The sequence below is a fragment of the Blautia sp. OM07-19 genome (assembly GCF_003481595.1).
GTDB lineage: Bacteria > Bacillota > Clostridia > Lachnospirales > Lachnospiraceae > Blautia_A > Blautia_A intestinihominis.
In genome coordinates, this window is sequence record NZ_QULA01000032.1 from 1 (window position 1) to 20,619 (window position 20,619).

The window sequence follows — 20,619 nt, forward strand, 5'->3', positions numbered from 1 at the left end:
AGAAGATATCTAATCCTTTTAGGAATAAATATCTTCTGCTTTTAAGTTAATGACATTGTATAAACAGGGCGTTTCCGAGCGAATAAAGTTCTATTTGATAACAAAATGATAACACTGGATATCTTTGTATTATTTATCAGGTATCCTGCGGTTATCGAGTAATATGTGTGAAACCGACAAAAAAGGTCTTACTGAATTGAGTGAAATCAATTTGGTAAGGCCTTTTTTCGTCGGCTTTTATTTTGCGCTTTTTGGATAGTTGTAACGCCACTGATCATATTCTTCCTGAGTGATCTCGCCGGATTTGAGTTTTTCTGCCTGTTCCTGCCATGCATGGAACATATCAAACATAGAAAGGTAGGTGGTTCCTTTGGATTTGTCCAGCCGGAGGCAGAGTTCTCCGTCAATCTCATCAATGTGAAGTCCGTAAAGGTCTTCTAAGGTAAATAAGGTATGCATCAGCCCAACGTAACTGTCAATATCCGGAACAGCCAGAGCATGAGGGGATACTTCAAAAATATCAGCCAGTGCGTTCAGGTATTTTTCTTTTGGACTGCGTGCCCCTTTTTCATACTGTGCAATGCGGACATCAGCCTGTGAATCACTGAATCCCAGCTGTTGCCCCAAATATTTCTGCGTGAAACCACGCAGAAGTCTGAAATGGTGGATTCTTTCGCCTATTGCCATATGCTATATCTCCTGTCTTTTTCTTGATAGGTTGAGTATAGCATATCCAAATAGTAGAGACAAGAAAATACATACAAAAAAGTATGGGTAAATGTATTGAAAGTACTTGACCCATACAGAATAGTATAGCATAATTCAACCCATACAAAATAGTATAGTAAAAAGAAAGGAGAAATTTTCTATGAGTAAAATGTTTATGAATGTGAAAGAGGTCATGGAAGTCCTGGAAGTATCGGAATCCTACGCATACAAGCTGATGAAAAGGCTAAACAGGGAGTTACAGGCGATGGGATGTCAGACCATTGCAGGAAAGGTTGACCGGAAATATTTCTATGAGCAGTTCTATGGAACAAGATCGAATGATGGGAGGAATTAAGAATGGCAATTTATAAGAATGACAATGGCACCTGGTATGTGATGATCCGGTATCAGGACTGGACAGGTGCAAGAAAACAGAAATGCAAACGAGGATTTTCTACAAGAAAAGAAGCTGCGGACTGGGAATTACAATTCAAATTACAGAAGAAAGCAAGCGTAGATATGACAATGGAAAGCTTTTGCACTATGTATGAAGAAGATGTCAGACCTTCTTTGAAGCAGAGTACCTGGCTTACAAAAGAAAATATTATTCAGAAAAAGATTCTTCCGTATCTTGGAAAACGTAAAGTATCGGAAATTACAGCTAAAGATGTGATGGACTGGCATAACCAGATGAGAAAACTGAAAACGAAAACAGGAAAACCGCTTTCGCCAACGTATCTGAAAACGATACATGGACAATTAAGCACTATTTTTAATCATGCAGTGAAATATTACGATCTTAGCACTAATCCGGCAAGAAAAGCTGGGGCACTGGGAGAAGAAGAAGGCAAGGAAATGTTGTTCTGGACAAAAGAGGAGTATAAGCGATTTGCAGAAGAAATGATGGACAAACCTCTTTCCTACTATGCTTTTCAACTGCTTTACTGGTGTGGAATTCGTTCGGGCGAGCTGCTTGCTTTAACACCAGCAGATTTTAATTTCAAAAAGAAAACGCTTCGGATCAATAAGTCCTATCAGCGTTTGAAAGGAGAAGATGTAATCAGTACGCCAAAGACAAAGAACAGTGTGCGGACAGTCATAATGCCACAGTTTCTGTGTGATGAAATGCAGGACTGTCTGAAATTATATTACAGTTTAAAGCCTGACGACCGCATTTTTCCGGTAACAAAATATTATCTGAATCATGAGATGGAAAGAGGCTGTAAAGCGAGTGGGGTAAAGAAAATCAGAGTTCATGATCTCAGGCATAGTCATGTATCCCTGTTGATCAATATGGGGTATACCGCACTAGCAATCGGAAAAAGGGTTGGACATTCAGCAGAAAAGATTACTTACCGGTATGCACATCTGTTTCCGTCGGTACAGCAGGACATGGCAGAGCAGCTGGATGCGGAAAATATGGATGAAGAATTAAATGAAGTAGAAGGAGGACTTGCAAATGTCGGCTAAATGTCTGGATCAGCAGGGACGTTGGAGAAATAAAGTTGTAGCATTTCGGATGTCACCGGAAGAAGATGAACTTCTGGAGACGGCAGTACGGCTATCGGGATTAACCAAACAAGAATATATTATCCGAAGATTGCAGGAAAAAGAAGTTGTGGTTACAGGAAATCCCAGGGTGTATAAAGCTTTGAAGAAGGAACTTGAAAAGGTACTGGGTGAGCTGAAACGTCTGAAAAAGGGAGAAGATGTGCCGGAGGATTTATTGGAAGTGATTCGGCTTATCACAATAACAATGGCTGGAATGAAAGCGGAATAAAAGAGCCTTTAAGTGTCGGCAAACACCTAAAGGCAGGGATTTGGTAGAATACTCTTCCAAAAAACTTCTATGAGTATTCTATCAAAAACCACTCTTTCTTTCAACGGGAAAATAAGGAGGATTTGATGGAAAACAAAAGAACAGAAACAAATAAAACAGTACAAAAAAGGCTGGAACCGGAACTGAAACTCATCAACATGGATACGGTGGAAGTGGAGCAGATTGAATGGCTGCTTTATCCATTTATTCCCTATGGAAAAGTAACAATTATACAGGGAGATCCGGGAGAAGGAAAAACGACAATGGTGCTTCAAATTATTGCAAAACTGACCAGAGGAGAGACTATTCTTCCAGCTGATTCAACAAAAGATAAAAGGATAGATATTGATAGTGAAAGCGATATGGTAGATGCAGAAAATATTGAAAACAATGCGTCAACACAGCATTTGGAGGCACCAGTAAATGTAATCTACCAGACTGCAGAAGATGGTCTTGGAGATACGATAAAACCAAGATTACTTGCTGCAGGTGCAGACTGCACAAAGGTCATGGTTATCGATGACAGTGAGCAACCGCTGACGATGGCAGATGTCCGGTTGGAAGAAGCAATTGTGCAGACAAAAGCCAGAATGGTTGTGCTTGACCCGATTCAGGGCTTCCTTGGATCAGAGGTGGATATGCACAGGGCTAATGAAATCCGTCCTTTGATGAAACGTATAGCAGTCTTGGCAGAAAAATATCATTGTGCGATTATTCTGATTGGACACATGAACAAGAACAGTAACGGAAAATCTTCTTACCGGGGACTTGGTTCTATTGATTTTCAGGCAGCTGCAAGAAGCGTTTTGATTGTCGGACGAATTAAGGACGAACCGGAAGTAAGAGTTGTGTGCCATACAAAGAGTTCCCTGGCACCGGAAGGTAAAGCGATTGCGTTCCGTCTGGATAAAAACAACGGATTTGAATGGATTGGTGAATATGACATTAGTGCAGATGAATTGCTCAATGGAGAGGGAAAAGGACAGAAAACCCGGAAAGCAAAAGAATTTCTGCTTGAGATACTGGCTGATGGAGGTATGGCACAAAAGAAAATTGAGGAAGAAGCAGAAAAACTGGGAATTAAAAAGAAAACACTGAGAAATGCCAAAATGGAACTGGGAATAGATTCCGTAAAACGTGGAAATCAGTGGTATTGGATGTTGTCAGAGTAGAAAAAGGAAGATGGCAAGATGACCATATCTTAATAATAGGGTATCTTGCCACCTTGAAAGGAGATCAGATGAAAAATAGAAATGTGCGGATACCATATGAGTTATTCTTTCAACTGTTGCAATATTTCCTGATGGAGAATTATGAGGGCGAAGAAATCATAAGGAAAGAGTTAGAAAAGAAATTGAATGCAATGGTAGATCGGGAGTTATACAGCAAGTACAAAACAGCCCCAACAGAGGAAGAGAGAGAAAAGTCCAGGCAGGAATACCTGGAAAGGAAGGGAATACCGGAAAACTTTCGTTGGTAGAGATTCTTGCTGATCACTTTATAACAGGAGCGTGTCACGCACCTGTAAATATCAGACAAGGAGAAAGCCGGTAAGATACAGACGAGAGGTTATAGATTACCCGATTATTTATCGGTAAATTATAGGCTGCGAAAGGGAGCCCTGAATCAGGGCGTCCTTACAGTAGGACAATAGAAAGGAGCATACAGCAATGAGAGAAGGAAGATTAGGATATAACAGCAGTAACGATAGATATGGTTTATTGTCATCAGATTTATGGATTGATACAGGATTTCATTGTGGGGAATGCTTGGAAGTACTAATTGATGATCAGTGGGTGCAGACCAGAATGGAGATGAATCCGGCAAGGGAATGGTATCTGGTAGGAACACCGTACTGCGGAGATCTGGAATATATACGGGCGAGAATACAGTAATAGATTAGTTAAGTGAGTAACGCAGAAGCAATCCGACTAGCGGGAGAAATAATGGTCTCCGCTCCGGTCGGTGCAGAACAGACGTCCTCCGGACGTCTTGCCCCCGGCAGGGCGCAAGGGTACTTTTGATAGGCGGTACGGCTGTCGAAAGTGCTTTTGCGTTACTTTTGACAAAAGTAACAAAAGAGGGGCTTGTCCCAGATACTTCTCGAACTACTAATGTTCGAGAAGGTTCCGAAATATTGTATCCGGCGAAGATTTCTTATAATCGCCATAGTTGGCGGAAATACAAATTATGTGCCATATCTGGCACGCTTTTTAGAAGGAGAGGTGAGGAGCATAATGATGAGAAGAACGATCAGCGGCATGATTGGAGCTGGATCGCTGGCTCATAACAGACGGGATTTTGTAGCTGAAAATGTAGACCCAGACAGAGTACACCTGAATATCTGTTACCAGAATGAAAATCTGAAAGAAGTATATAAAGAGTTGTTTGATGATTCTGTGGAACGGTACAATGTGGGAAAAAGAAAGGACCGGCAGATTACAAATTACTATGAAAAAATTCGTCAGGGAAAGCAGGAAAAGCTGTTCCATGAAGTGATTTTCCAGATTGGAAATCGAGAAGATATGGCTGTGGGAACGACAGAAGGAGATCTGGCGGTAAAAGTACTGGATGAGTATGTAAAGAATTTTCAGCAACGAAATCCAACACTTCATGTATTTAGCTGTTATCTGCACCAGGATGAAGCTACACCGCATCTGCATATTGATTTTGTCCCTTATGTGACTGGCTGGAAAGGGAAAGGAATGGATACCAGGGTTTCACTGAAGCAGGCATTAAAAAGCATGGGATTTCAAGGCGGGAACAAACACGATACAGAGTTAAATCAGTGGATCAACCATGAAAAAGAATTGCTTGCAGAGATTGCCCGGCAGCATGGAATTGAATGGGAGCAGAAAGGGACACATGAGGAGCATCTGGATGTTTATAATTTTAAGAAGAAAGAACGTAAAAAGGAAGTACAGGCACTGGAACAGGAGAAAGAATATCTCACTGCTGAGAATGAAGGACTGACTGCACAGATTGCGGAAGTAAGAGCTGATATCCAGCTTTTAAAAGATGATAAGGAGCAGGCAGTTAAAGATAAAGAGGAAGCTGAGAAGCGTGCGGAAAAAGTCGAGAAAGATCTGCACAGCCTGGAAGAACGCAGAGAACGATTGCAGCCTGTTATGGATAATGTCAGTGCGGAAATAAAGGAATATGGGACTGTGAAAACTTTACTTCCGGAAGCTGGTACATTAGAACGTGCTACAACTTACCGGGATAAAAAGATAAAACCACTGTTTATCCAGATGAAAAATAAAATTGCTGCAATGGCTGCCCAGGTCAAAGAACTTACCAAAGAAGTAGAAAAATGGAAACACAAATATCAGGAAACAAAGCAGGCATATAACCGAGTACAGAGAGAGCTAGATACAGCATGTGAAGAAAAACAGCAGTTATCTGAGGAAAAGCAACAATTGCAGGATGTTTCCGACAGATATGACCGGGTAGTGCGTGTTCTTGGGGAAAATGTTGTAGAGGATGCGGTACAGCAAGATATACAGGAGCAGAAAGTATTAGAAGAAAAAAGACAAATGGAGCAAATGCCTCAAGGAAGTATTCACGAAAGACTGGCCTGGGGTGCCCGAAAGAGTGAGATGGAGAATCAACAGCGTAAGAAAAATAAAACAAAAAACAGAGGAATGGAGAAATAAGACAATGAAAAAGCACATTTATGATGAAAGTAATGGATTAAGCTATACACTGCATGGAGATTATTACCTGCCGGATCTGGCAGTGAATGAGGAAGAACCGACCTATGGTAAATATGGAATGCTGCGGAAACAGTTCCTGAAAGAGCACAAACCGGCACGATACCAGTATTTATTGATGACAGGGGAATTGATAGCACATTTAAATCGAGTTGATCAGGAAGCTAGGGAACAGGTAGAAAGCCTAATGAAGCAGATGGCAGAAAAACAGGGTGTGACAGAACAAGTGAAAATGCAGGATCAGATGAAATGGGTTTGTTTGATGAATAATATAAAAGCATGTGCGGAAGAAATTGTGTTGAAAGAGAGGGTATATATGTGAGTAGAAAGGGCAGTCGAAAGGCTGCTCTTTACAAAGAGGAAAATAAAAATTGTTGAAAAGGCATGAGTTTTGTAGTGTAAAACTCTTTTGACATTGTGTTTTCCGTTAAGTAAAATATCTTTGATAGACAGATAATGAAAAAGTGATTATTCTTGGCTCAGATTAAGAGAACAAATTACTTGCGAAGGGAGGAAATTATATGGAGCTGAGTATACAGATAAAAAAATACCGAACAGAGCTTCATCTATCACAGGAGGAACTGGCAGAAAAGGTATATGTAACAAGACAGACAATTTCTAATTGGGAAAACGAAAAGAGTTATCCTGATATTCATAGCCTGTTACTTCTTAGTTCATTGTTTAATGTATCTCTCGATCAATTAATTAAAGGAGATATAGAGAAAATGAAAGAAATTATTAGCGATCAAGAAATTAAAAAGTTTAATTATTATGGTTCCATCTATACAGTTCATTTGGCCGTGTTGATTATATCGGCAGTACCTTTGTTTATGTGGCTCGGAAGGTATGCGTATATTCCGTTTGGGATTTTATTTATTATTACAATGTACTGGGCGTTAAAGGTTGAAAAACTAAAAAAGAAAAATGATATACAAACCTATAAGGAAATTGTTGCATTTACGGAGGGAAAAAAATTGGATGAACTTCATAAGGCAGTTGAAGTGGGAAAACGCCCTTATCAAAATATATTAAAGGTTATTATCAGTGCGGGTGTTACAGCGATGATTTGCTTCTTAATTGGAGTACTGATGCACGTATTCTTGAATTAATTAAATTTAAGGATATTTTGATTTGTAGAATTATAAAATAGAGCATTTTTCTCGCAGATTTTAACCGGTAGTTAAGAAATCGAAGCCATAATTAAACGAAGGCTCAATTGTAAACACATATTAGAAATACTATAATGAGAATATAAACAGGAGGTAGGAACAATGCAAATTGGTGAGAAGATAAAAAACTATCGGAAAACTGCGGGATTAACACAAGAACAGGTGGCGGATTATTTGGACGTTTCTACTCCTGCGGTAAATAAATGGGAAAAAGGAAACACATATCCAGATATATCATTACTTCCGGCAATTGCTCGATTATTAAAAATTGATATGAATGAACTATTTTCATTTCGTGAAGAATTGACAGAAAAAGAGATTGGACAATTTGCAAATGAGCTTTCGGAAGTTTCATTGGATAGCTTTATAAAAGCTTTTGAGATGGGAAAAAATAAAATAAAGGAATATCCTCATTGTGATTCGTTGATTTATTCAATTGCTACTGTTTTAAATGCGGTGCTAACTTTATCCGATGTCGATGATGAGAAAAAGTTGGAATGTAATAATGTGATTGTTGAATGGCTGGGACAAACTGCTGAAAGTCCGGATGAAAAGGTAAGGATTTCCAGTATTTTTATGCTTGCGGCGAAATATGTACAAATGGAAAAATATAAAGAAGCAAATATCTTTTTGGATAAAATTCCAGATACTATGATAGATGCCACAATTATGAAAACGAATGTATTAGCACACCAGGAAGGGACAGATGTTGCGGCGTTCTTTTTAGAGGGAAAACTGATGCAGACAGTTACGAATATACAAAACTATCTGTATAAGTTGATAGAAATGGAAGAAGAAACCGGAAATCATTGTAAAGCAGAGGAGATTGCCGAAATCACAGAACATATGGTATCGTTATTTGGTCTGTGGGATTACGGTAAAGTAGTACCATATCTATTGATTGCCGTGTATCGAAAGGATGTAGAAAAATGTATTCAGTTGATAAAAGAAGTGCTGATGGAGTCACAGAAGCCATGGAAGATGGTGGAATCACCTTTATATTACAGATATGCGGATACAGTACAGGGAAAGTCTTTTTCAGGCGTTGGAAATAATTTTGTTCGTGCATTAGCTACAGAAATTGAAAATAAAGAAGAGTATGAATTTTTGAAAGGGAATAAAGAACTGGAGGCGATTTTTGCTCAATATTTGAAATAGATTGTGATAAAAATATATAGAAATGATAAGAGCTGTAAAAATCTACGTTGAATTTTACAGCTTTTTGTGTATAATAAAAGTAGAAGAAACAATTTGAAATCAAAGGAAGGAGCTGAAAGAATATGGCAAATATTTTACCAGTATCTGATTTGAGAAATTATAATGAAGTCCTGAAAAACTGTCACAAAGGAGAACCGGTATATCTGACCAAGAATGGCAGAGGACGTTTCGTTGTCATGGATATTGAAGATTATGAGCGTGATCGTGCAGAGAAAAAGCTTCTGCTGAAGTTGCAGGAAGCTGAAGAAGCAGTGAAAGACGGAGAAGGCTGGCTGGATCTGGATGAACTGAAAGCACTTGTGGGGGAATAAGATGTTAAAACTGCGGATCAATCCGATTGTTGCAAAGGATTTGAAAAATATTCGGGATTACATTGCTGAGGATAATGAAGAATATGCTGCAAAGACAATAAAGGAAATTTATGGAAAATTTGAAAATCTTCAGATGTTTCCGGGAATGGGGTCGGATCTTTCTAAAAGAGTCAGCTTTCGGACAGATTATAAATATGCGATATGGGAAGATTATGTGATTATCTACAAGGTTAGTAACGAATATGTAGAGATTTATCGTGTAGTTAACCGATATCAGGATATTACGAGAATCTTTGATTGAATATAATTTGGTTGTGATAAAGAATGGAAGTACTTTATTATAAATAATTGTGAATATTGTAGATGACATGTATTAAAGTGGGAGAATCGAAAGATGCAACAATATTTCGAAAATCGTCAATGTATTAAATTTGAAGATATACAAAATCAAAAGAAAAAATATGAAAATATCATAATAGCTAATGAAAGAATTGATGAAAAGTGGATTAGTGAAAATTTTATAATTAATAATAGTACTTTTGCTAAAGTGGGATTTCGTGGATCAAAATTTTCAAATGATGATTTGCGTTTTAATGTATTTATAGATTGCTATTTTAAAAAAGCGTATTTTGATGGAGTGAATTTTACAACAACTATCTTTATTAATTGTAATTTTGATGAAATTACTTTAGTTAATTGTACATTTGATTATTGCAAATTTGAAGGGTGTTTTATTAAATATAATGATTTATTACAATCTCTTTCAAAACGACCAAATATAAGATGGGAATTATGTAAGAATTTATCTTTAGAATGTTTGAAATTAGGTCACGAAGATGAATATAGAAAATATTATTTTGAAGAAAAGGAAGCGAGTGAAGAATATTATTGGAAAAAATTCTGGCATAAAGGCAGTGACAAATATTATAGAAAATATAATGCAATAGATCAGTTATCTGGATTAGGCAATTACATATTAAGCAAGGCAAATAAAATACTATGGGGATATGGAGAAAAATTAATAAGACTTATATTTAATGTTATAATTGTACTTCTTATTTTTATGTTAGGGTATTATTATGGAATCGAAGAGGTTTCAAAGGGAGTGCAGATGACATGGGGAATTGCTGGCTATATGAGTTTGAGCAATTTTTTTACCGTAACTTGTGAATATACCCCAGATGTATTCTTGTATAAAGTGTTATCGGTAATGGAAGGTGGAATAGGAATTGTACTAATGGGCTTTTTTGTTGCTGCATTGTTTAGATATATTAATAGGAGAGGGTAGAGTTGAATAAAAGCTTATTAGATAGTATTTCTAAGGTAAAAGATGAAAAAAATGTTGAAGAAATATATTTGTTTGGGTCAGTCGCACGAGGAGATGAAGACGAGTATAGTGATATAGATATTTTAATTGTCATTGATGATTGCACTGAAGATGAATATATTGATTGGAAAAATAAATTTTCTAATTATTTAAATATTCCGGTTTCTTGGATATCTTTATATAGACATAGCAAAATTTTAAGAATGTACGAGTCTGGTTCTTATTTTTTATGGCATATAAAAAAGGAGGGGAAAATAATTTATAGTAGAAGTAATGAGATGCCTTCATTACTTTTAACTTTACCGAGATATAATAATACTGAGAATGATTTAGAAGAATATTCAGAAATATTATCAGATATAAAATGTGAATTGAATGATGAATATATATGTGTTGAATATGAGTTAGCAGTATTAGCTTCTTTAGTTAGAAATACATGTATTGCCATTTCATATTTAGATGAACGATTGGATTTTGGAAGAAACTCAGCGGTGATGTATTGCTTTTCTAAATACAAAATAAATATTAATTTAAAAGAATATAAGGAGTTATATCAATATCGGCTTTATCATACAAACAAAATAGAATGTGTACCAAAAGGAAAAGTAGAACAACTGAAAAAATGGATTGAAATAGAAAATGATTTATTAAAGGTTGCGAAGGGTAGGTGTAAAAATTATGATGAAAAAAATATGTAAAGAATGGGATAATATTTTGACGTTAGAAAATGCTTCTCCATATTTATTTAGAACAAAACTTGAAAGATCATTAAATCATACAGTCAAATATGCTAAGATGGAAAATAATAATCATTTATTAGAATTGTGCAATGGGATTATTTACAAGCTACAATACATTTCAGATCAAAGTAATCAAACATCAGATGGTTGTTTAAAGAGCTTTATTGTTTTGAAACAAGATATGTTAGCTGTTAAAGCAGAACTAAATAGTTTAGCTGCTTAATGAAAGAAACGTTTTTGATAACACAATAATGATAACAAATTGATAACACCGTTCAGTATATCCTATGGATTTAGGACAGTAGAACACATATAAAACCAAATGGAGCCATAATACCAATACTAAAAAGTATAGTGAAGAGATTTTATTTGCGAGTTTGAATAATCCACACAATTTGACAAAGCCAGTATTTATGCGGGATTCAAACAAATTTGCTTAGTATCTGGCAACAAAATGGCAACATTTTGTGGTTATTCAGCGAATAAAAATTTTATTTCATAACGTATATAAAGAAACCTTACTGATTTTCAGAAGTAAAAAACTGAATATCGGTAAGGTTTTTCTTTTCTCTTATTTTATTTCCTCTTAGACAATTCTTGCACAAAGTAGTCGCTCAATTCCTGAGATGGTACCTTGGCGCGTTTCTGGTAAGTATCCGGTTCCGGGTACTTATATCTCCATTCATCATATTCTTCCTTGCTGATTTCACCGTTTTTCAGTTTGTCAGCCTGTTGCATCCATGCACGAAGCATTTCATCAGCAGATGAGCCGGGAGCGGATATGGAAGAGTCAAGGCAGAGATGAGGTTGTCCATCTACATTTTTTACTTTCAGACCATACATATCTTCCAGTGCAAATAGTGTGTGCATCAGACCTATATGAGTATCAATATCTGGAACTGTTAAGGCATGAGTATTGATATCAAAGATCTGAGACATTTGTTTTACAAGATCAATCTTAGGAACTCTGGCTTCAGATTCATACTGAGCCATGCGGACATCTGAGGTTTTTCCCATGAATCCCAGTTGTTCTCCGAGTTGCTTTTGTGTCATGCCGATGCGGTTACGAAAATATTTGATACGTTGTCCGATTGCCATAGTTGTTTGCCTCCTTCATGATATGACGTTCGTGTGTTGCCAGTTTTGTTGTGATATAGAACAAAACAATTCTGTTTAGGTTCAGTATAACATGAGCAATTTTGGATAGCAAGAAGAACTTAAACAAAAAAATTTAATATTCTTGCCAAAACCACTTGACTTAAATTAAAATGTTTAGTATCATGCAAATGTAATAACTTAAACAAATTGCGTTAATAATGAAAGGGGAGATGCGATGTGACGAATAGAACTTTTATGACAGTAGAAGAAGTTGCAGCGGAACTGGGAGTTTCCAAGTCTTATGCTTATAAGATTGTTAAACAGCTAAATGAAGAATTACAGAAGCTAGGTTATCTTACGGTAGCTGGTAGAGTAAACACCAATTATTTCCGCAAAAAAGTGTGTTACAGCGAAGTGTAAGAGAAAGAGAGGAGAATTTGTATGAGTATTTACAAAGATAATGTCACTGGGAAGTGGCGAGTGGTTTATCGGTATACCGACTGGACAGGGAAAACGAAACAGACTTCAAAACGAGGATTTCCTACGAAGCGAGAAGCGCAGATGTGGGAACACGAACAAATGTTAAAGCATGATGCAAAACTGGATATGACTTTCGCAAGTTTTTATGAAATCTATGTAGAAGATAAAAAGGAACGAATCCGGGATAACACATGGGGAACTAAGAATAATATTGCCAGAACAAAAATTCTTCCATACTTTGGGGAGAGAAAGATTGCAGAAATTGAACCAAAAGATGTGATTGCATGGCAGAATCATTTGCTTGCATTTAAGAGAGCGAATGGAAAAGGGTATTCTGTTTCATATCTGCGGAAAATCCACGGCCAGTTAAGTGCCATTTTCAATCATGCAGTTGATTTTTATCATTTGCCTTCTAATCCGGCACAGAAAGCTGGAAATATAGCAATAGAGGAATATAAGGAAATGTTGTTCTGGACGAAAGAAGAGTATTTGAAATTTGCAGATGTGATGATGGATAAACCAGTTTCTTACTACGCTTTTGAAATGCTTTACTGGTGTGGTATCCGTGAAGGAGAGTTGCTTGCCCTGACACCAGCGGATTTTGACTTTACAACGCATACACTGCGAATTAACAAATCATATCAAAGATTAAACCGGGAAGATGTGATTACCCCACCAAAGACATTTAAAAGTAACAGATTTATCAAGATGCCACAATTTATATGTGATGAGATGCAGGATTATATGGGAATGCTTTACGGTCTGAAGGAAGACGAAAGAATTTTCACAATTTCCAAATCTTATCTGCATCATGAAATGAACAGAGGATCAAAAGTGTCTGGGGTAAAGCGAATTCGTGTGCATGATTTGCGACATTCCCATGTATCGTTATTGATCAATATGGGATTTACGGTATTGGCAATCGCAGACCGAATGGGACATGAGAGCATTGATATCACTTACCGATATGCACATTTGTTTCCAAGTGAGCAGGCACAGATGGCAGAACAGTTGGATATTGAAAGGATGGAAAAATCAAATGGAGAAGAATCTGGACAGTAAAGGAAGATGGAGAAACAAAATCGTAGCATTCCGGGTATCACCGGAAGAAGCAGAGCAAATTGATGCATGTGTCCGATTGTCAGGACTTAGCAAGCAGGACTATATCACAAAACGATTAACTGATCGAGAAATTGTGGTACAAGGAAATCCAAGAGTGTATAAAGCATTGCGAAATCAGATGGCAGAGATTTATGAAGAATTGAAACATCTGGAAAAATGCAGTGAGGAAAACGAAGAGTTGCTGAGTACCCTGAGATTGGTCGGAGAGACATTGTATGGATTGAAAGGGGAAAATGAATGACAGCAAAAGAAAAAATGACTGCTCCGATTGCATCTGTTGGCGCAGATGTGGAACAGCCATCAAGTAATAAATTAACCAACCAAAGTATAGCAGATTTGCCCGGCAAGGGCAATCTGCAAGCCACAAATAATGCGGAAAATACAGCAAAATCAGCAAATAAAAAGAATACAGGTGATCTGGAAACAGTTTCTATGATGGAATTATACGATACCGCATATCCACCAAAACTGCCAATTGTAGATGGACTTCTGTATAACGGAACTTACCTGTTTGTCGGTTCGCCGAAAATTGGAAAATCATTCTTTATGGCACAGATTGGGTATCACATCAGTAAGGGACTTCCGTTGTGGGGCTTTTCAGTCAGACAGGGAACGGTTCTGTATCTGGCATTGGAAGATGATTATGCAAGGTTGCAAAAGCGGTTATCACAGATGTTTGGAATGGAAGGCAGTGAGAATTTTTATTTCGCTACAAAATCAAAATCGCTCAATGACGGACTGGAAAGGCAGCTTGTAACATTTGTGACGAAGCATAAAGACGCAAGACTGATTATCATTGATACTCTTCAGAAAGTGCGTGAGGTTGGTGGAGATAAATTCAGTTATGCCAGTGATTATGAGATTGTAACGAAGCTGAAAGCATTCAGTGATAAATATGGTATCTGTTTTCTGGTTGTGCATCATACAAGGAAAATGGAATCTTCCGATAGTTTTGATATGATTTCTGGCACGAATGGTCTGCTTGGAGCTGCGGATGGAGCATTCGTTATGCAGAAAGAAAAACGGACAGATAATAAGGCAGTTCTGGAAGTGGCAGGGCGTGACCAGCAGGATCAGAAACTGTGGTTGAACTTTAATCGGGAGAGATGTGTCTGGGAACTTACCAAGACAGAAACAGAACTTTGGAAAGAACCAGAAGATCCAGTGTTGGAAAAAATCAAAGAACTTGTAACAGAAACTACGCCAGAGTGGGCAGGAACAGCAACAGAGCTTGTGGAAGTATTGCAGGTGGAAATGCAGCCGAACGCATTATCACGAAAATTAAATGTCAGCCTGGAACGATTGATTCTGGAATATGGAATCCAGTATAAAGCGGAACGAGGACATGATGGAAGAAAGATCAGATTAGCCTTTGTTGGAAAACAAGCGTGACGATATGTGACGGTTGTGACGATATTTTATATAGCGTGTCGGTAGTGAAAATATCGTCACTATCGTCACGACCATCACGGAAAGGAGAAACATGGAAAGAAAATCACAGGTGCAGATACCAAAAGATTTATTACTGGCATTGTTCCAGTATCATCTTGCCGGGAATGAAGAATATTTGCCAGAGATAGAAAAAGCATTGATGGAAAAATTAGACAGTATGGTAAAACGTCAGTTATATACAACATTCAAAACAGCATCAACCGAGGAAGAACGGGAAAAGGCAAGACAAGAGTATTTGGATAAGTGTGGAATGCATGAGGACTTTCGTTGGTAAAGATTCTGTTTGATGACCTTATGACAGGAGCGTGCCACGCACCTGTAGATAGCAAACAAAGAGAAGGTCTGTAAGGTGTAGCCGGTAGTTGATTGGCGAAGAAAAAACTTTTCAAAAGGGGGCCCTGATTCAGGGCGTCCCTGCGGAAATGATAAATGAAGGGAGAATGACACCATGAGAGAAGGAAGATTAGGTTACAACAGTTATAACAAAAGATATGGATTATTGTCCTCAGACTTATGGATTGATCCAGGATTTAACTGCGGAGAATGTCTGGAAGTTCTAGTTGATAATCAGTGGGTAAAGACACGAATGGAAATGAATCTGGCGAGAGAATGGTATTTGGTTGGAACACCATATTGTGGAGATCTGGAGTATGTACGGGCAAGGATACCGGAATAAAGCAGAAAGGAAGAGTAATAGTCGGTTTGTTGTTAGTGAAAAAAATAAGCCCGGATACGGGCAGAAAAAGAGGGCGGATACGCCCAAAATGAAAAGCGAAAGCCAAGTTGTGGTAGATGTAAGAAGCATCTCACAAAGCCCTCGGCGTTTGAGAGCGAAATATACCCATCGCACAAATCAAAGATTTGTATTCAGGATATTTCGCCCTGCCGGGAGCTGTTCCGCCGACAGGCGGATAGTTCGTAAACGGATGCCGATGCATCCACTCACAAATGATATGGCAGAATTTATTTTGCCGAAGACAAGGAGGGAGTGCCTATCGGAAGAAATTCATTTATTCAAATGACAAAATTAAGCAATGTAAAAGGCAGGATCACTTATATATCCAGTCACGCAAAACAGGAAAATCTTTATGCAGTTTATGAAACCACAGAACGGAAATTTTGGAAGGAACTTGCAAAATGTAATCAGGAAGAATTTGTAAAAAGTGGGACAGAAGGAAAATGTATTGAGGCAAGAGAATTGATTATTGCTTTACCAGAGAGTTTTACAGAATATCAGCCGGATAGATTGCTACAACTTTTTACAAATCATTTTAAGCAGAATTATGGAATGGAGTGTATCGCTGCTTTGCACCACAATAAAAGAAAGACCAATTATCACATTCATCTGGTATTTGCAGAACGGAAGTTATTAGACGAACCAATCATCAAGATTGCCAGTAGAAATATGTTTTATGATGAAAATGGGAAACATGTCCGAACTAAAAAAGAGATACTGGGAGAAGATGGTGAGATAAGAGAAGGTTGCCACATTGTGAAAAAAGGCGAAGTCTATGAAAAGGAGCTGTTTACAGCGAAAGATGAACGATTTAAGAGTAATTCATTTCTGGATGAGATAAAGCATTCGTATACAGATTTAATCAATATTTATGTGCAGGATGAAAGCCAGAAGTTACAGGTATTTGAGCGTGGTGGAGTGTATCTTGCAACGAAGAAAATTGGAAAGAACAATCCAAAAGCACACGAGATAGAAGCGGATAACCAAAAACGCCGGGAATGGAACAGAGCTGTTGATATGGCATTGATTAGTGGAGTGCCAGAACCGAAGATAATGGAAGTGAAGCGGAAAGAAATCACGGAACCGATCAGGGAATCAATTGCCCGGCGTGGAAACAGACCACGATTATTTTCCAGAGTTGTAACAGTGGCTGTTGAGGCATTGGAGTTTTTGATAGCAAGTGTGCTGTTTAAGAAACCCAGGGAAGTGCCAAAACAGACAGAGCGAACGGAAACTGAACACCCAGAGTATGTTGCTGAAAATAGCATGGCAGCAGTCAAGACAACAAAAGAAGAAAAGGCAGAACCGGAACAACCTAAAATGACGAGGCTTGCATCAAAGTATCCGAAACTATTTAAAGTGAATAAAGAACTGGAAGATCAAAACGGTGCAATTCAACAGAAACAAAAACAGCTTTCTGCAAAGAAGAAAGAACTGTCAGAAGTTACGGGATGGTTTAAAGGAAGAAAGAAAAAAGAATTGCAGAAAGAAATTGATGAACTGAAAAGCCAGATCAGAGATATGAAAGATTATCTTCCGAGGATTGTGCAGAAGATCGGTTATAGAAGTGTACAGGATTTTTTAAAAGATTTTAAGGCTTCTCAAACTGAGTATAGCGAGTATCGAACTGCAATAGCAAAATGGAAGAAAGAAACTGGCAAAGAGCCAGTAGCACATGGTATTAGGGCGAAGCTGGCAGAAAAGAAACAAGAAATACAGAATGAACAGAAAAATAAACAGCATACCCGTAGTCAGAACAAAGATCGGGGAGCAAGATAGGAGGACAATCATGGAGAAATACATTATGGGAGAAAATGGAATCAGTTATACTTTAGGAGAGGACGGTCTGTATTATCCAGACCTGTACCTCCTGGAAGAGACAGAGTATCCGATTGGAAAGTATGGAATGTTGAGAAAAACTTACTTGAAAGAGCATCGGAAAGGATTATATCTGGAGTTGGTGCTTGCTGGAAAGTTAAATGAGCACTTGCATCTGGTTGATGAGGAGTGTAATCAGATGATGGGCAGACTGGTGGAGCAGATAAAAGAAAAGCAGGGAGTGACAGAAGAACTGAAGATGCGGGATCAGATGGCATGGGTTGGGAGAATGAATAATATCCGGGCTTGTGCGGAGGAGATTGTGTTAAAAAAGATTGTTTATGCGTAGAGTGTAGGGTGGCTTTTTAGCTGCCCTTTATGGTTTTAATTTACAGAAAACAGAACGTATGTTTGTAAAAGAGCGTTGAAAAAGGTAGTAAGTTATTGTATAATAAGAAGAAATAGAAGGCTTGTAGGTAGGTGGAATATGCTAGAAAAAATTATAGAACTTACAAACGAATATATAGAGAGTATGGCGAAAAAAGAACGTAAAAAATACGGACAGTTTTTTACCAGTATGGAAACTGCCCGTTTTATGTCGGGATTATATAACTTCGATGAGAAAACAGGTAAAGTAAGTGTGCTTGATGCAGGGGCTGGCTCAGGTATATTATCATGTGCCTTTATTGAGCGATTGGAAACAATAGATTCTATTCAGGAGATTGAACTTACCTGTTATGAGAACGATGAAAATGTATTGCCATTGTTGAAACGTAATCTGGAATATTGTAAAGAAGAGACAAAGAAAAAATTTACAGTTAATATCGTTGAAGATAACTATATTCTGAGTCAGTATCTGGATTTTAATCATATGTTGGGAGGAAATGCGGAGCCTAAGAAATATGATTTTGTGATTGGAAATCCGCCGTATATGAAAATTCCGAAAGATGCGCCAGAAGCAACAGCGATGCCAGAGGTATGTTATGGTGCGCCGAATTTGTATTTTATTTTTGCATCTATGGGATTATTTAATTTATGTGAAAATGGAGAGATGGTTTACATCATTCCGAGATCATGGACATCAGGAGCGTATTTTAAACGTTTCCGGGAATATTTTCTGACAGAAGGAAAATTGGAACATATTCATCTTTTTGTCAGCAGAAATAAAGTTTTTGACAAGGAAAGTGTGTTGCAGGAAACAATTATTATTAAAGTAAAAAAGACAAGTGAAAAGCCAGAAACCGTTACGATTACATCATCGAAATCAAATAGTGATTTTGGGGAGCTGACATCATTAACAGTTCCGTATGATCTGGTTGTAGCAGGATCAGACTATTATGTTTATCTTGTAACAGATGAAAATGAAGTGGAAGTATTAAAGAAGCTGCATAAGTTTGATAAGACGCTTCCAGCAATAGGTGTAAAAATGAAAACCGGATTGACCGTAGATTTCCGTAATCGTGAAATACTTCGAGATGAGGAAGAAGAAGGAGCAATTCCTTTATTTTATTCGCAGCATATAAAACAGGGAAAAGTAGAATTCCCTATACAGAAAGAGCATGAATATGTGGTGACAGAACAAAAGGGATTAATGCAAGATAACAAAAATTATCTATTTGTAAAGCGATTTACGGCAAAGGAAGAACCTCGAAGATTACAATGTGGAGTATATTTGGCCCAAAAATTTCCTCAGTACCAAAAGATAAGTACACAGAATAAAATAAATTTTGTGGACGGTGTATTAACGGAAATGTCAGAATGCCTGGTGTATGGATTGTATGTGTTATTTAATTCTACACTTTATGATGAATATTATCGTATTTTAAATGGGTCTACACAGGTTAATTCAACAGAGATTAATGCAATGCCGGTACCAGATTTAGAGGACATTCAGGAAATGGGCAGAAAAGTGCTTAAAAGTAAGGATTATTCGGAGGAAAATTGTAATTTGATATTGGAGGGATACTGTGGATAAGAAAATAGAAGAAACAAGAGAATTTCTGCAAACAATAGGCATGCCAAAAGCACAGCAAGCGGATATATGCTGCTATGTGATACTGGCTATGGCAGGAATAAAGCCGGATATGTCATGGAGTGAAGCAACAAATGAATGGATTCGTATTCATGATATTATTCAGTTTGTTAATACATTTTATGGCATGAGTTATGCGGAAAATAGTAGAGAAACATTTAGAAAGCAGGCTTTGCATAGATTTCGTACCGCAGCTTTGATAGAGGATAATGGAAAGGCAACCAACAGTCCGAACTATCGCTATAGATTGACGGAAGAAACAGTCAAAATACTGAGAACAATGGAAACACCAGCGTGGAAGGAATCTATAAAACGGTTCCTTTGTTACCATGAAAAGTTAATTGATTTGTACGCTTCCAAAAAGAAGATGACAATGATGCCGGTAAATATAAATGGCGAAAGCTTTAAATTTTCAGCAGGTAAGCATAATGAGCTACAAAAAGCCATTATCGAGGAATTTGCACCAAGATTTGCACCAAATTCGGAGTGCTTGTACGTTGGTGATACAATAGAAAAAGATTTGGTGAAGAATGTAGAAAAATTAAAAGAACTGGGATTTGAAATTACGTTACATGATAAAATGCCTGATGTTGTATTGTATCGGGCAGATAAGAATTGGATTTATTTTGTGGAATCTGTAACATCGGTCGGTCCGATGGATCCAAAACGAATATTAGAAATTACAGAGATGACGAAAGATGTAACAGCAGGAAAAATATTTGTAACAGCATTTCTGGATTTCAAGACGTATAAAAAATTTGCGGAAGAGTTGGCTTGGGAGACGGAAGTTTGGATTGCTGAAATGCCGGAGCATATGATACATCTGAATGGTGATCGATTTATGGGACCGAGGTAAATTTAATTTAGAAGATATTG

At 37.5% G+C, this 20,619-nt stretch carries 27 protein-coding genes; 25 read left to right on the forward strand and 2 right to left on the reverse strand.

All coding sequences use genetic code 11. The features are described 5' to 3' along the window. Positions 1 to 237: 237 nt before the first annotated feature. Positions 238 to 687, reverse strand: coding sequence for a helix-turn-helix domain-containing protein (locus DXC01_RS16350; protein ID WP_118699358.1), 450 nt, complete (start codon positions 685 to 687; stop codon positions 238 to 240). Between the two features lie 181 nt (positions 688 to 868). On the opposite strand from DXC01_RS16350, the gene DXC01_RS16355 reads away from it, so the two are divergent. The 15 genes from DXC01_RS16355 to DXC01_RS16430 all read left to right on the forward strand — a co-directional run bounded on the left by DXC01_RS16355 (position 869) and on the right by DXC01_RS16430 (position 11,228). Beyond that, positions 869 to 1,063 carry a hypothetical protein gene (locus DXC01_RS16355; RefSeq protein ID WP_005611072.1) on the forward strand — a complete coding sequence of 65 codons (195 nt, stop codon included), beginning with the start codon at positions 869 to 871 and terminating at the stop codon, positions 1,061 to 1,063. 2 nt (positions 1,064 to 1,065) lie between these two features. After that, positions 1,066 to 2,178 carry a site-specific integrase gene (locus tag DXC01_RS16360; protein WP_118699359.1) on the forward strand — a complete coding sequence of 371 codons (1,113 nt, stop codon included), beginning with the start codon at positions 1,066 to 1,068 and terminating at the stop codon, positions 2,176 to 2,178. Continuing rightward, positions 2,168 to 2,488, forward strand: coding sequence for a plasmid mobilization protein (locus DXC01_RS16365; RefSeq protein ID WP_055307119.1), 321 nt, complete (start codon positions 2,168 to 2,170; stop codon positions 2,486 to 2,488). Before DXC01_RS16360 ends, DXC01_RS16365 begins: the two co-directional genes overlap by 11 nt. Before the next feature lie 125 nt (positions 2,489 to 2,613). Beyond that, positions 2,614 to 3,699: an AAA family ATPase gene (locus DXC01_RS16370; protein ID WP_072446754.1), complete on the forward strand. Its 1,086-nt coding sequence runs from the start codon at positions 2,614 to 2,616 to the stop codon at positions 3,697 to 3,699. After that, on the forward strand, positions 3,681 to 4,007 hold the full coding sequence (locus tag DXC01_RS16375; RefSeq protein ID WP_330427691.1) for a complexin-2: 327 nt from the start codon (positions 3,681 to 3,683) through the stop codon (positions 4,005 to 4,007). The genes DXC01_RS16370 and DXC01_RS16375 overlap by 19 nt, the downstream gene beginning before the upstream one ends. A gap of 190 nt (positions 4,008 to 4,197) precedes the next feature. Continuing rightward, entirely contained in the window at positions 4,198 to 4,422 is a 225-nt protein-coding gene (locus DXC01_RS16380; RefSeq protein ID WP_072446749.1) for a DUF5348 domain-containing protein, read from the forward strand. Positions 4,423 to 4,764: 342 nt separating this feature from the next. Continuing rightward, complete coding sequence (locus tag DXC01_RS16390; RefSeq protein ID WP_199705031.1) at positions 4,765 to 6,183, forward strand: plasmid recombination protein; 1,419 nt, start codon at positions 4,765 to 4,767, stop codon at positions 6,181 to 6,183. A gap of 4 nt (positions 6,184 to 6,187) precedes the next feature. Further along, a complete protein-coding gene (locus DXC01_RS16395; protein WP_118699361.1) occupies positions 6,188 to 6,562 on the forward strand; it encodes a TnpV protein in 375 nt (124 codons plus the stop codon). A 199-nt stretch (positions 6,563 to 6,761) separates the two neighbouring features. After that, entirely contained in the window at positions 6,762 to 7,349 is a 588-nt protein-coding gene (locus tag DXC01_RS16400; protein ID WP_118699362.1) for a helix-turn-helix transcriptional regulator, read from the forward strand. A gap of 162 nt (positions 7,350 to 7,511) precedes the next feature. After that, a complete protein-coding gene (locus DXC01_RS16405) occupies positions 7,512 to 8,567 on the forward strand; it encodes a helix-turn-helix domain-containing protein (protein WP_118699363.1) in 1,056 nt (351 codons plus the stop codon). A gap of 122 nt (positions 8,568 to 8,689) precedes the next feature. Further along, positions 8,690 to 8,938 carry a type II toxin-antitoxin system prevent-host-death family antitoxin gene (locus DXC01_RS16410; protein WP_021905858.1) on the forward strand — a complete coding sequence of 83 codons (249 nt, stop codon included), beginning with the start codon at positions 8,690 to 8,692 and terminating at the stop codon, positions 8,936 to 8,938. Position 8,939: 1 nt separating this feature from the next. Next, on the forward strand, positions 8,940 to 9,239 hold the full coding sequence (locus DXC01_RS16415) for a type II toxin-antitoxin system RelE/ParE family toxin (protein WP_118699364.1): 300 nt from the start codon (positions 8,940 to 8,942) through the stop codon (positions 9,237 to 9,239). Between the two features lie 93 nt (positions 9,240 to 9,332). Then, entirely contained in the window at positions 9,333 to 10,226 is an 894-nt protein-coding gene (locus tag DXC01_RS16420; RefSeq protein ID WP_118699365.1) for a pentapeptide repeat-containing protein, read from the forward strand. A gap of 2 nt (positions 10,227 to 10,228) precedes the next feature. After that, positions 10,229 to 10,963: a nucleotidyltransferase domain-containing protein gene (locus DXC01_RS16425; RefSeq protein ID WP_118699366.1), complete on the forward strand. Its 735-nt coding sequence runs from the start codon at positions 10,229 to 10,231 to the stop codon at positions 10,961 to 10,963. Further along, positions 10,944 to 11,228: a hypothetical protein gene (locus tag DXC01_RS16430; RefSeq protein ID WP_118699367.1), complete on the forward strand. Its 285-nt coding sequence runs from the start codon at positions 10,944 to 10,946 to the stop codon at positions 11,226 to 11,228. The genes DXC01_RS16425 and DXC01_RS16430 overlap by 20 nt, the downstream gene beginning before the upstream one ends. 353 nt (positions 11,229 to 11,581) lie before the next feature. Here DXC01_RS16430 and DXC01_RS16435 read toward each other — a convergent pair whose 3' ends face one another. Beyond that, positions 11,582 to 12,103, reverse strand: coding sequence for a helix-turn-helix domain-containing protein (locus DXC01_RS16435; RefSeq protein WP_118699368.1), 522 nt, complete (start codon positions 12,101 to 12,103; stop codon positions 11,582 to 11,584). A 237-nt stretch (positions 12,104 to 12,340) separates the two neighbouring features. Between DXC01_RS16435 and DXC01_RS16440 the strand changes: the two genes are divergently transcribed. From DXC01_RS16440 to DXC01_RS16490, 10 genes are all read left to right on the forward strand, one after another. Further along, the gene (locus tag DXC01_RS16440) at positions 12,341 to 12,523 is read left to right on the forward strand and encodes a helix-turn-helix domain-containing protein (protein WP_055155747.1); all 183 of its coding nucleotides are present in this window, start codon (positions 12,341 to 12,343) and stop codon (positions 12,521 to 12,523) included. A gap of 21 nt (positions 12,524 to 12,544) precedes the next feature. After that, entirely contained in the window at positions 12,545 to 13,645 is a 1,101-nt protein-coding gene (locus tag DXC01_RS16445) for a site-specific integrase (RefSeq protein WP_118699369.1), read from the forward strand. Beyond that, a complete protein-coding gene (locus DXC01_RS16450) occupies positions 13,623 to 13,946 on the forward strand; it encodes a plasmid mobilization protein (protein WP_118699370.1) in 324 nt (107 codons plus the stop codon). The genes DXC01_RS16445 and DXC01_RS16450 overlap by 23 nt, the downstream gene beginning before the upstream one ends. Continuing rightward, on the forward strand, positions 13,943 to 15,097 hold the full coding sequence (locus DXC01_RS16455) for an AAA family ATPase (RefSeq protein WP_118699371.1): 1,155 nt from the start codon (positions 13,943 to 13,945) through the stop codon (positions 15,095 to 15,097). The genes DXC01_RS16450 and DXC01_RS16455 overlap by 4 nt, the downstream gene beginning before the upstream one ends. Before the next feature lie 91 nt (positions 15,098 to 15,188). Beyond that, on the forward strand, positions 15,189 to 15,431 hold the full coding sequence (locus DXC01_RS16460) for a complexin-2 (RefSeq protein ID WP_118699372.1): 243 nt from the start codon (positions 15,189 to 15,191) through the stop codon (positions 15,429 to 15,431). A gap of 174 nt (positions 15,432 to 15,605) precedes the next feature. After that, complete coding sequence (locus DXC01_RS16465) at positions 15,606 to 15,833, forward strand: DUF5348 domain-containing protein (protein ID WP_118699373.1); 228 nt, start codon at positions 15,606 to 15,608, stop codon at positions 15,831 to 15,833. Positions 15,834 to 16,175: 342 nt separating this feature from the next. After that, positions 16,176 to 17,672 carry a MobA/MobL family protein gene (locus DXC01_RS16475; protein ID WP_199705032.1) on the forward strand — a complete coding sequence of 499 codons (1,497 nt, stop codon included), beginning with the start codon at positions 16,176 to 16,178 and terminating at the stop codon, positions 17,670 to 17,672. 10 nt (positions 17,673 to 17,682) lie between these two features. Further along, entirely contained in the window at positions 17,683 to 18,060 is a 378-nt protein-coding gene (locus DXC01_RS16480; RefSeq protein WP_118699375.1) for a TnpV protein, read from the forward strand. Between the two features lie 138 nt (positions 18,061 to 18,198). Then, the gene (locus DXC01_RS16485) at positions 18,199 to 19,686 is read left to right on the forward strand and encodes an Eco57I restriction-modification methylase domain-containing protein (RefSeq protein ID WP_118699376.1); all 1,488 of its coding nucleotides are present in this window, start codon (positions 18,199 to 18,201) and stop codon (positions 19,684 to 19,686) included. After that, the gene (locus tag DXC01_RS16490; protein WP_117603941.1) at positions 19,679 to 20,599 is read left to right on the forward strand and encodes a BsuBI/PstI family type II restriction endonuclease; all 921 of its coding nucleotides are present in this window, start codon (positions 19,679 to 19,681) and stop codon (positions 20,597 to 20,599) included. The genes DXC01_RS16485 and DXC01_RS16490 overlap by 8 nt, the downstream gene beginning before the upstream one ends. The last annotated feature ends 20 nt before the right edge of the window (positions 20,600 to 20,619 follow it).

Bases quoted from the DNA above. Each gene is read 5' to 3' on its own strand.
- DXC01_RS16445 (WP_118699369.1), top strand. From the start codon at position 12,545: ATGAGTATTTACAAAGATAATGTCACTGGGAAGTGGCGAGTGGTTTAT.
- DXC01_RS16365 (WP_055307119.1), top strand. From the start codon at position 2,168: ATGTCGGCTAAATGTCTGGATCAGCAGGGACGTTGGAGAAATAAAGTT.
- DXC01_RS16435 (WP_118699368.1), bottom strand. From the start codon at position 12,103: ATGGCAATCGGACAACGTATCAAATATTTTCGTAACCGCATCGGCATG.
- DXC01_RS16380 (WP_072446749.1), top strand. From the start codon at position 4,198: ATGAGAGAAGGAAGATTAGGATATAACAGCAGTAACGATAGATATGGT.
- DXC01_RS16475 (WP_199705032.1), top strand. From the start codon at position 16,176: ATGACAAAATTAAGCAATGTAAAAGGCAGGATCACTTATATATCCAGT.
- DXC01_RS16465 (WP_118699373.1), top strand. From the start codon at position 15,606: ATGAGAGAAGGAAGATTAGGTTACAACAGTTATAACAAAAGATATGGA.
- DXC01_RS16350 (WP_118699358.1), bottom strand. From the start codon at position 687: ATGGCAATAGGCGAAAGAATCCACCATTTCAGACTTCTGCGTGGTTTC.
- DXC01_RS16360 (WP_118699359.1), top strand. From the start codon at position 1,066: ATGGCAATTTATAAGAATGACAATGGCACCTGGTATGTGATGATCCGG.
- DXC01_RS16415 (WP_118699364.1), top strand. From the start codon at position 8,940: ATGTTAAAACTGCGGATCAATCCGATTGTTGCAAAGGATTTGAAAAAT.
- DXC01_RS16410 (WP_021905858.1), top strand. From the start codon at position 8,690: ATGGCAAATATTTTACCAGTATCTGATTTGAGAAATTATAATGAAGTC.
- DXC01_RS16395 (WP_118699361.1), top strand. From the start codon at position 6,188: ATGAAAAAGCACATTTATGATGAAAGTAATGGATTAAGCTATACACTG.
- DXC01_RS16485 (WP_118699376.1), top strand. From the start codon at position 18,199: ATGCTAGAAAAAATTATAGAACTTACAAACGAATATATAGAGAGTATG.
- DXC01_RS16420 (WP_118699365.1), top strand. From the start codon at position 9,333: ATGCAACAATATTTCGAAAATCGTCAATGTATTAAATTTGAAGATATA.
- DXC01_RS16450 (WP_118699370.1), top strand. From the start codon at position 13,623: ATGGAGAAGAATCTGGACAGTAAAGGAAGATGGAGAAACAAAATCGTA.
- DXC01_RS16355 (WP_005611072.1), top strand. From the start codon at position 869: ATGAGTAAAATGTTTATGAATGTGAAAGAGGTCATGGAAGTCCTGGAA.
- DXC01_RS16400 (WP_118699362.1), top strand. From the start codon at position 6,762: ATGGAGCTGAGTATACAGATAAAAAAATACCGAACAGAGCTTCATCTA.
- DXC01_RS16460 (WP_118699372.1), top strand. From the start codon at position 15,189: ATGGAAAGAAAATCACAGGTGCAGATACCAAAAGATTTATTACTGGCA.
- DXC01_RS16390 (WP_199705031.1), top strand. From the start codon at position 4,765: ATGATGAGAAGAACGATCAGCGGCATGATTGGAGCTGGATCGCTGGCT.
- DXC01_RS16430 (WP_118699367.1), top strand. From the start codon at position 10,944: ATGATGAAAAAAATATGTAAAGAATGGGATAATATTTTGACGTTAGAA.
- DXC01_RS16480 (WP_118699375.1), top strand. From the start codon at position 17,683: ATGGAGAAATACATTATGGGAGAAAATGGAATCAGTTATACTTTAGGA.
- DXC01_RS16405 (WP_118699363.1), top strand. From the start codon at position 7,512: ATGCAAATTGGTGAGAAGATAAAAAACTATCGGAAAACTGCGGGATTA.
- DXC01_RS16455 (WP_118699371.1), top strand. From the start codon at position 13,943: ATGACAGCAAAAGAAAAAATGACTGCTCCGATTGCATCTGTTGGCGCA.
- DXC01_RS16370 (WP_072446754.1), top strand. From the start codon at position 2,614: ATGGAAAACAAAAGAACAGAAACAAATAAAACAGTACAAAAAAGGCTG.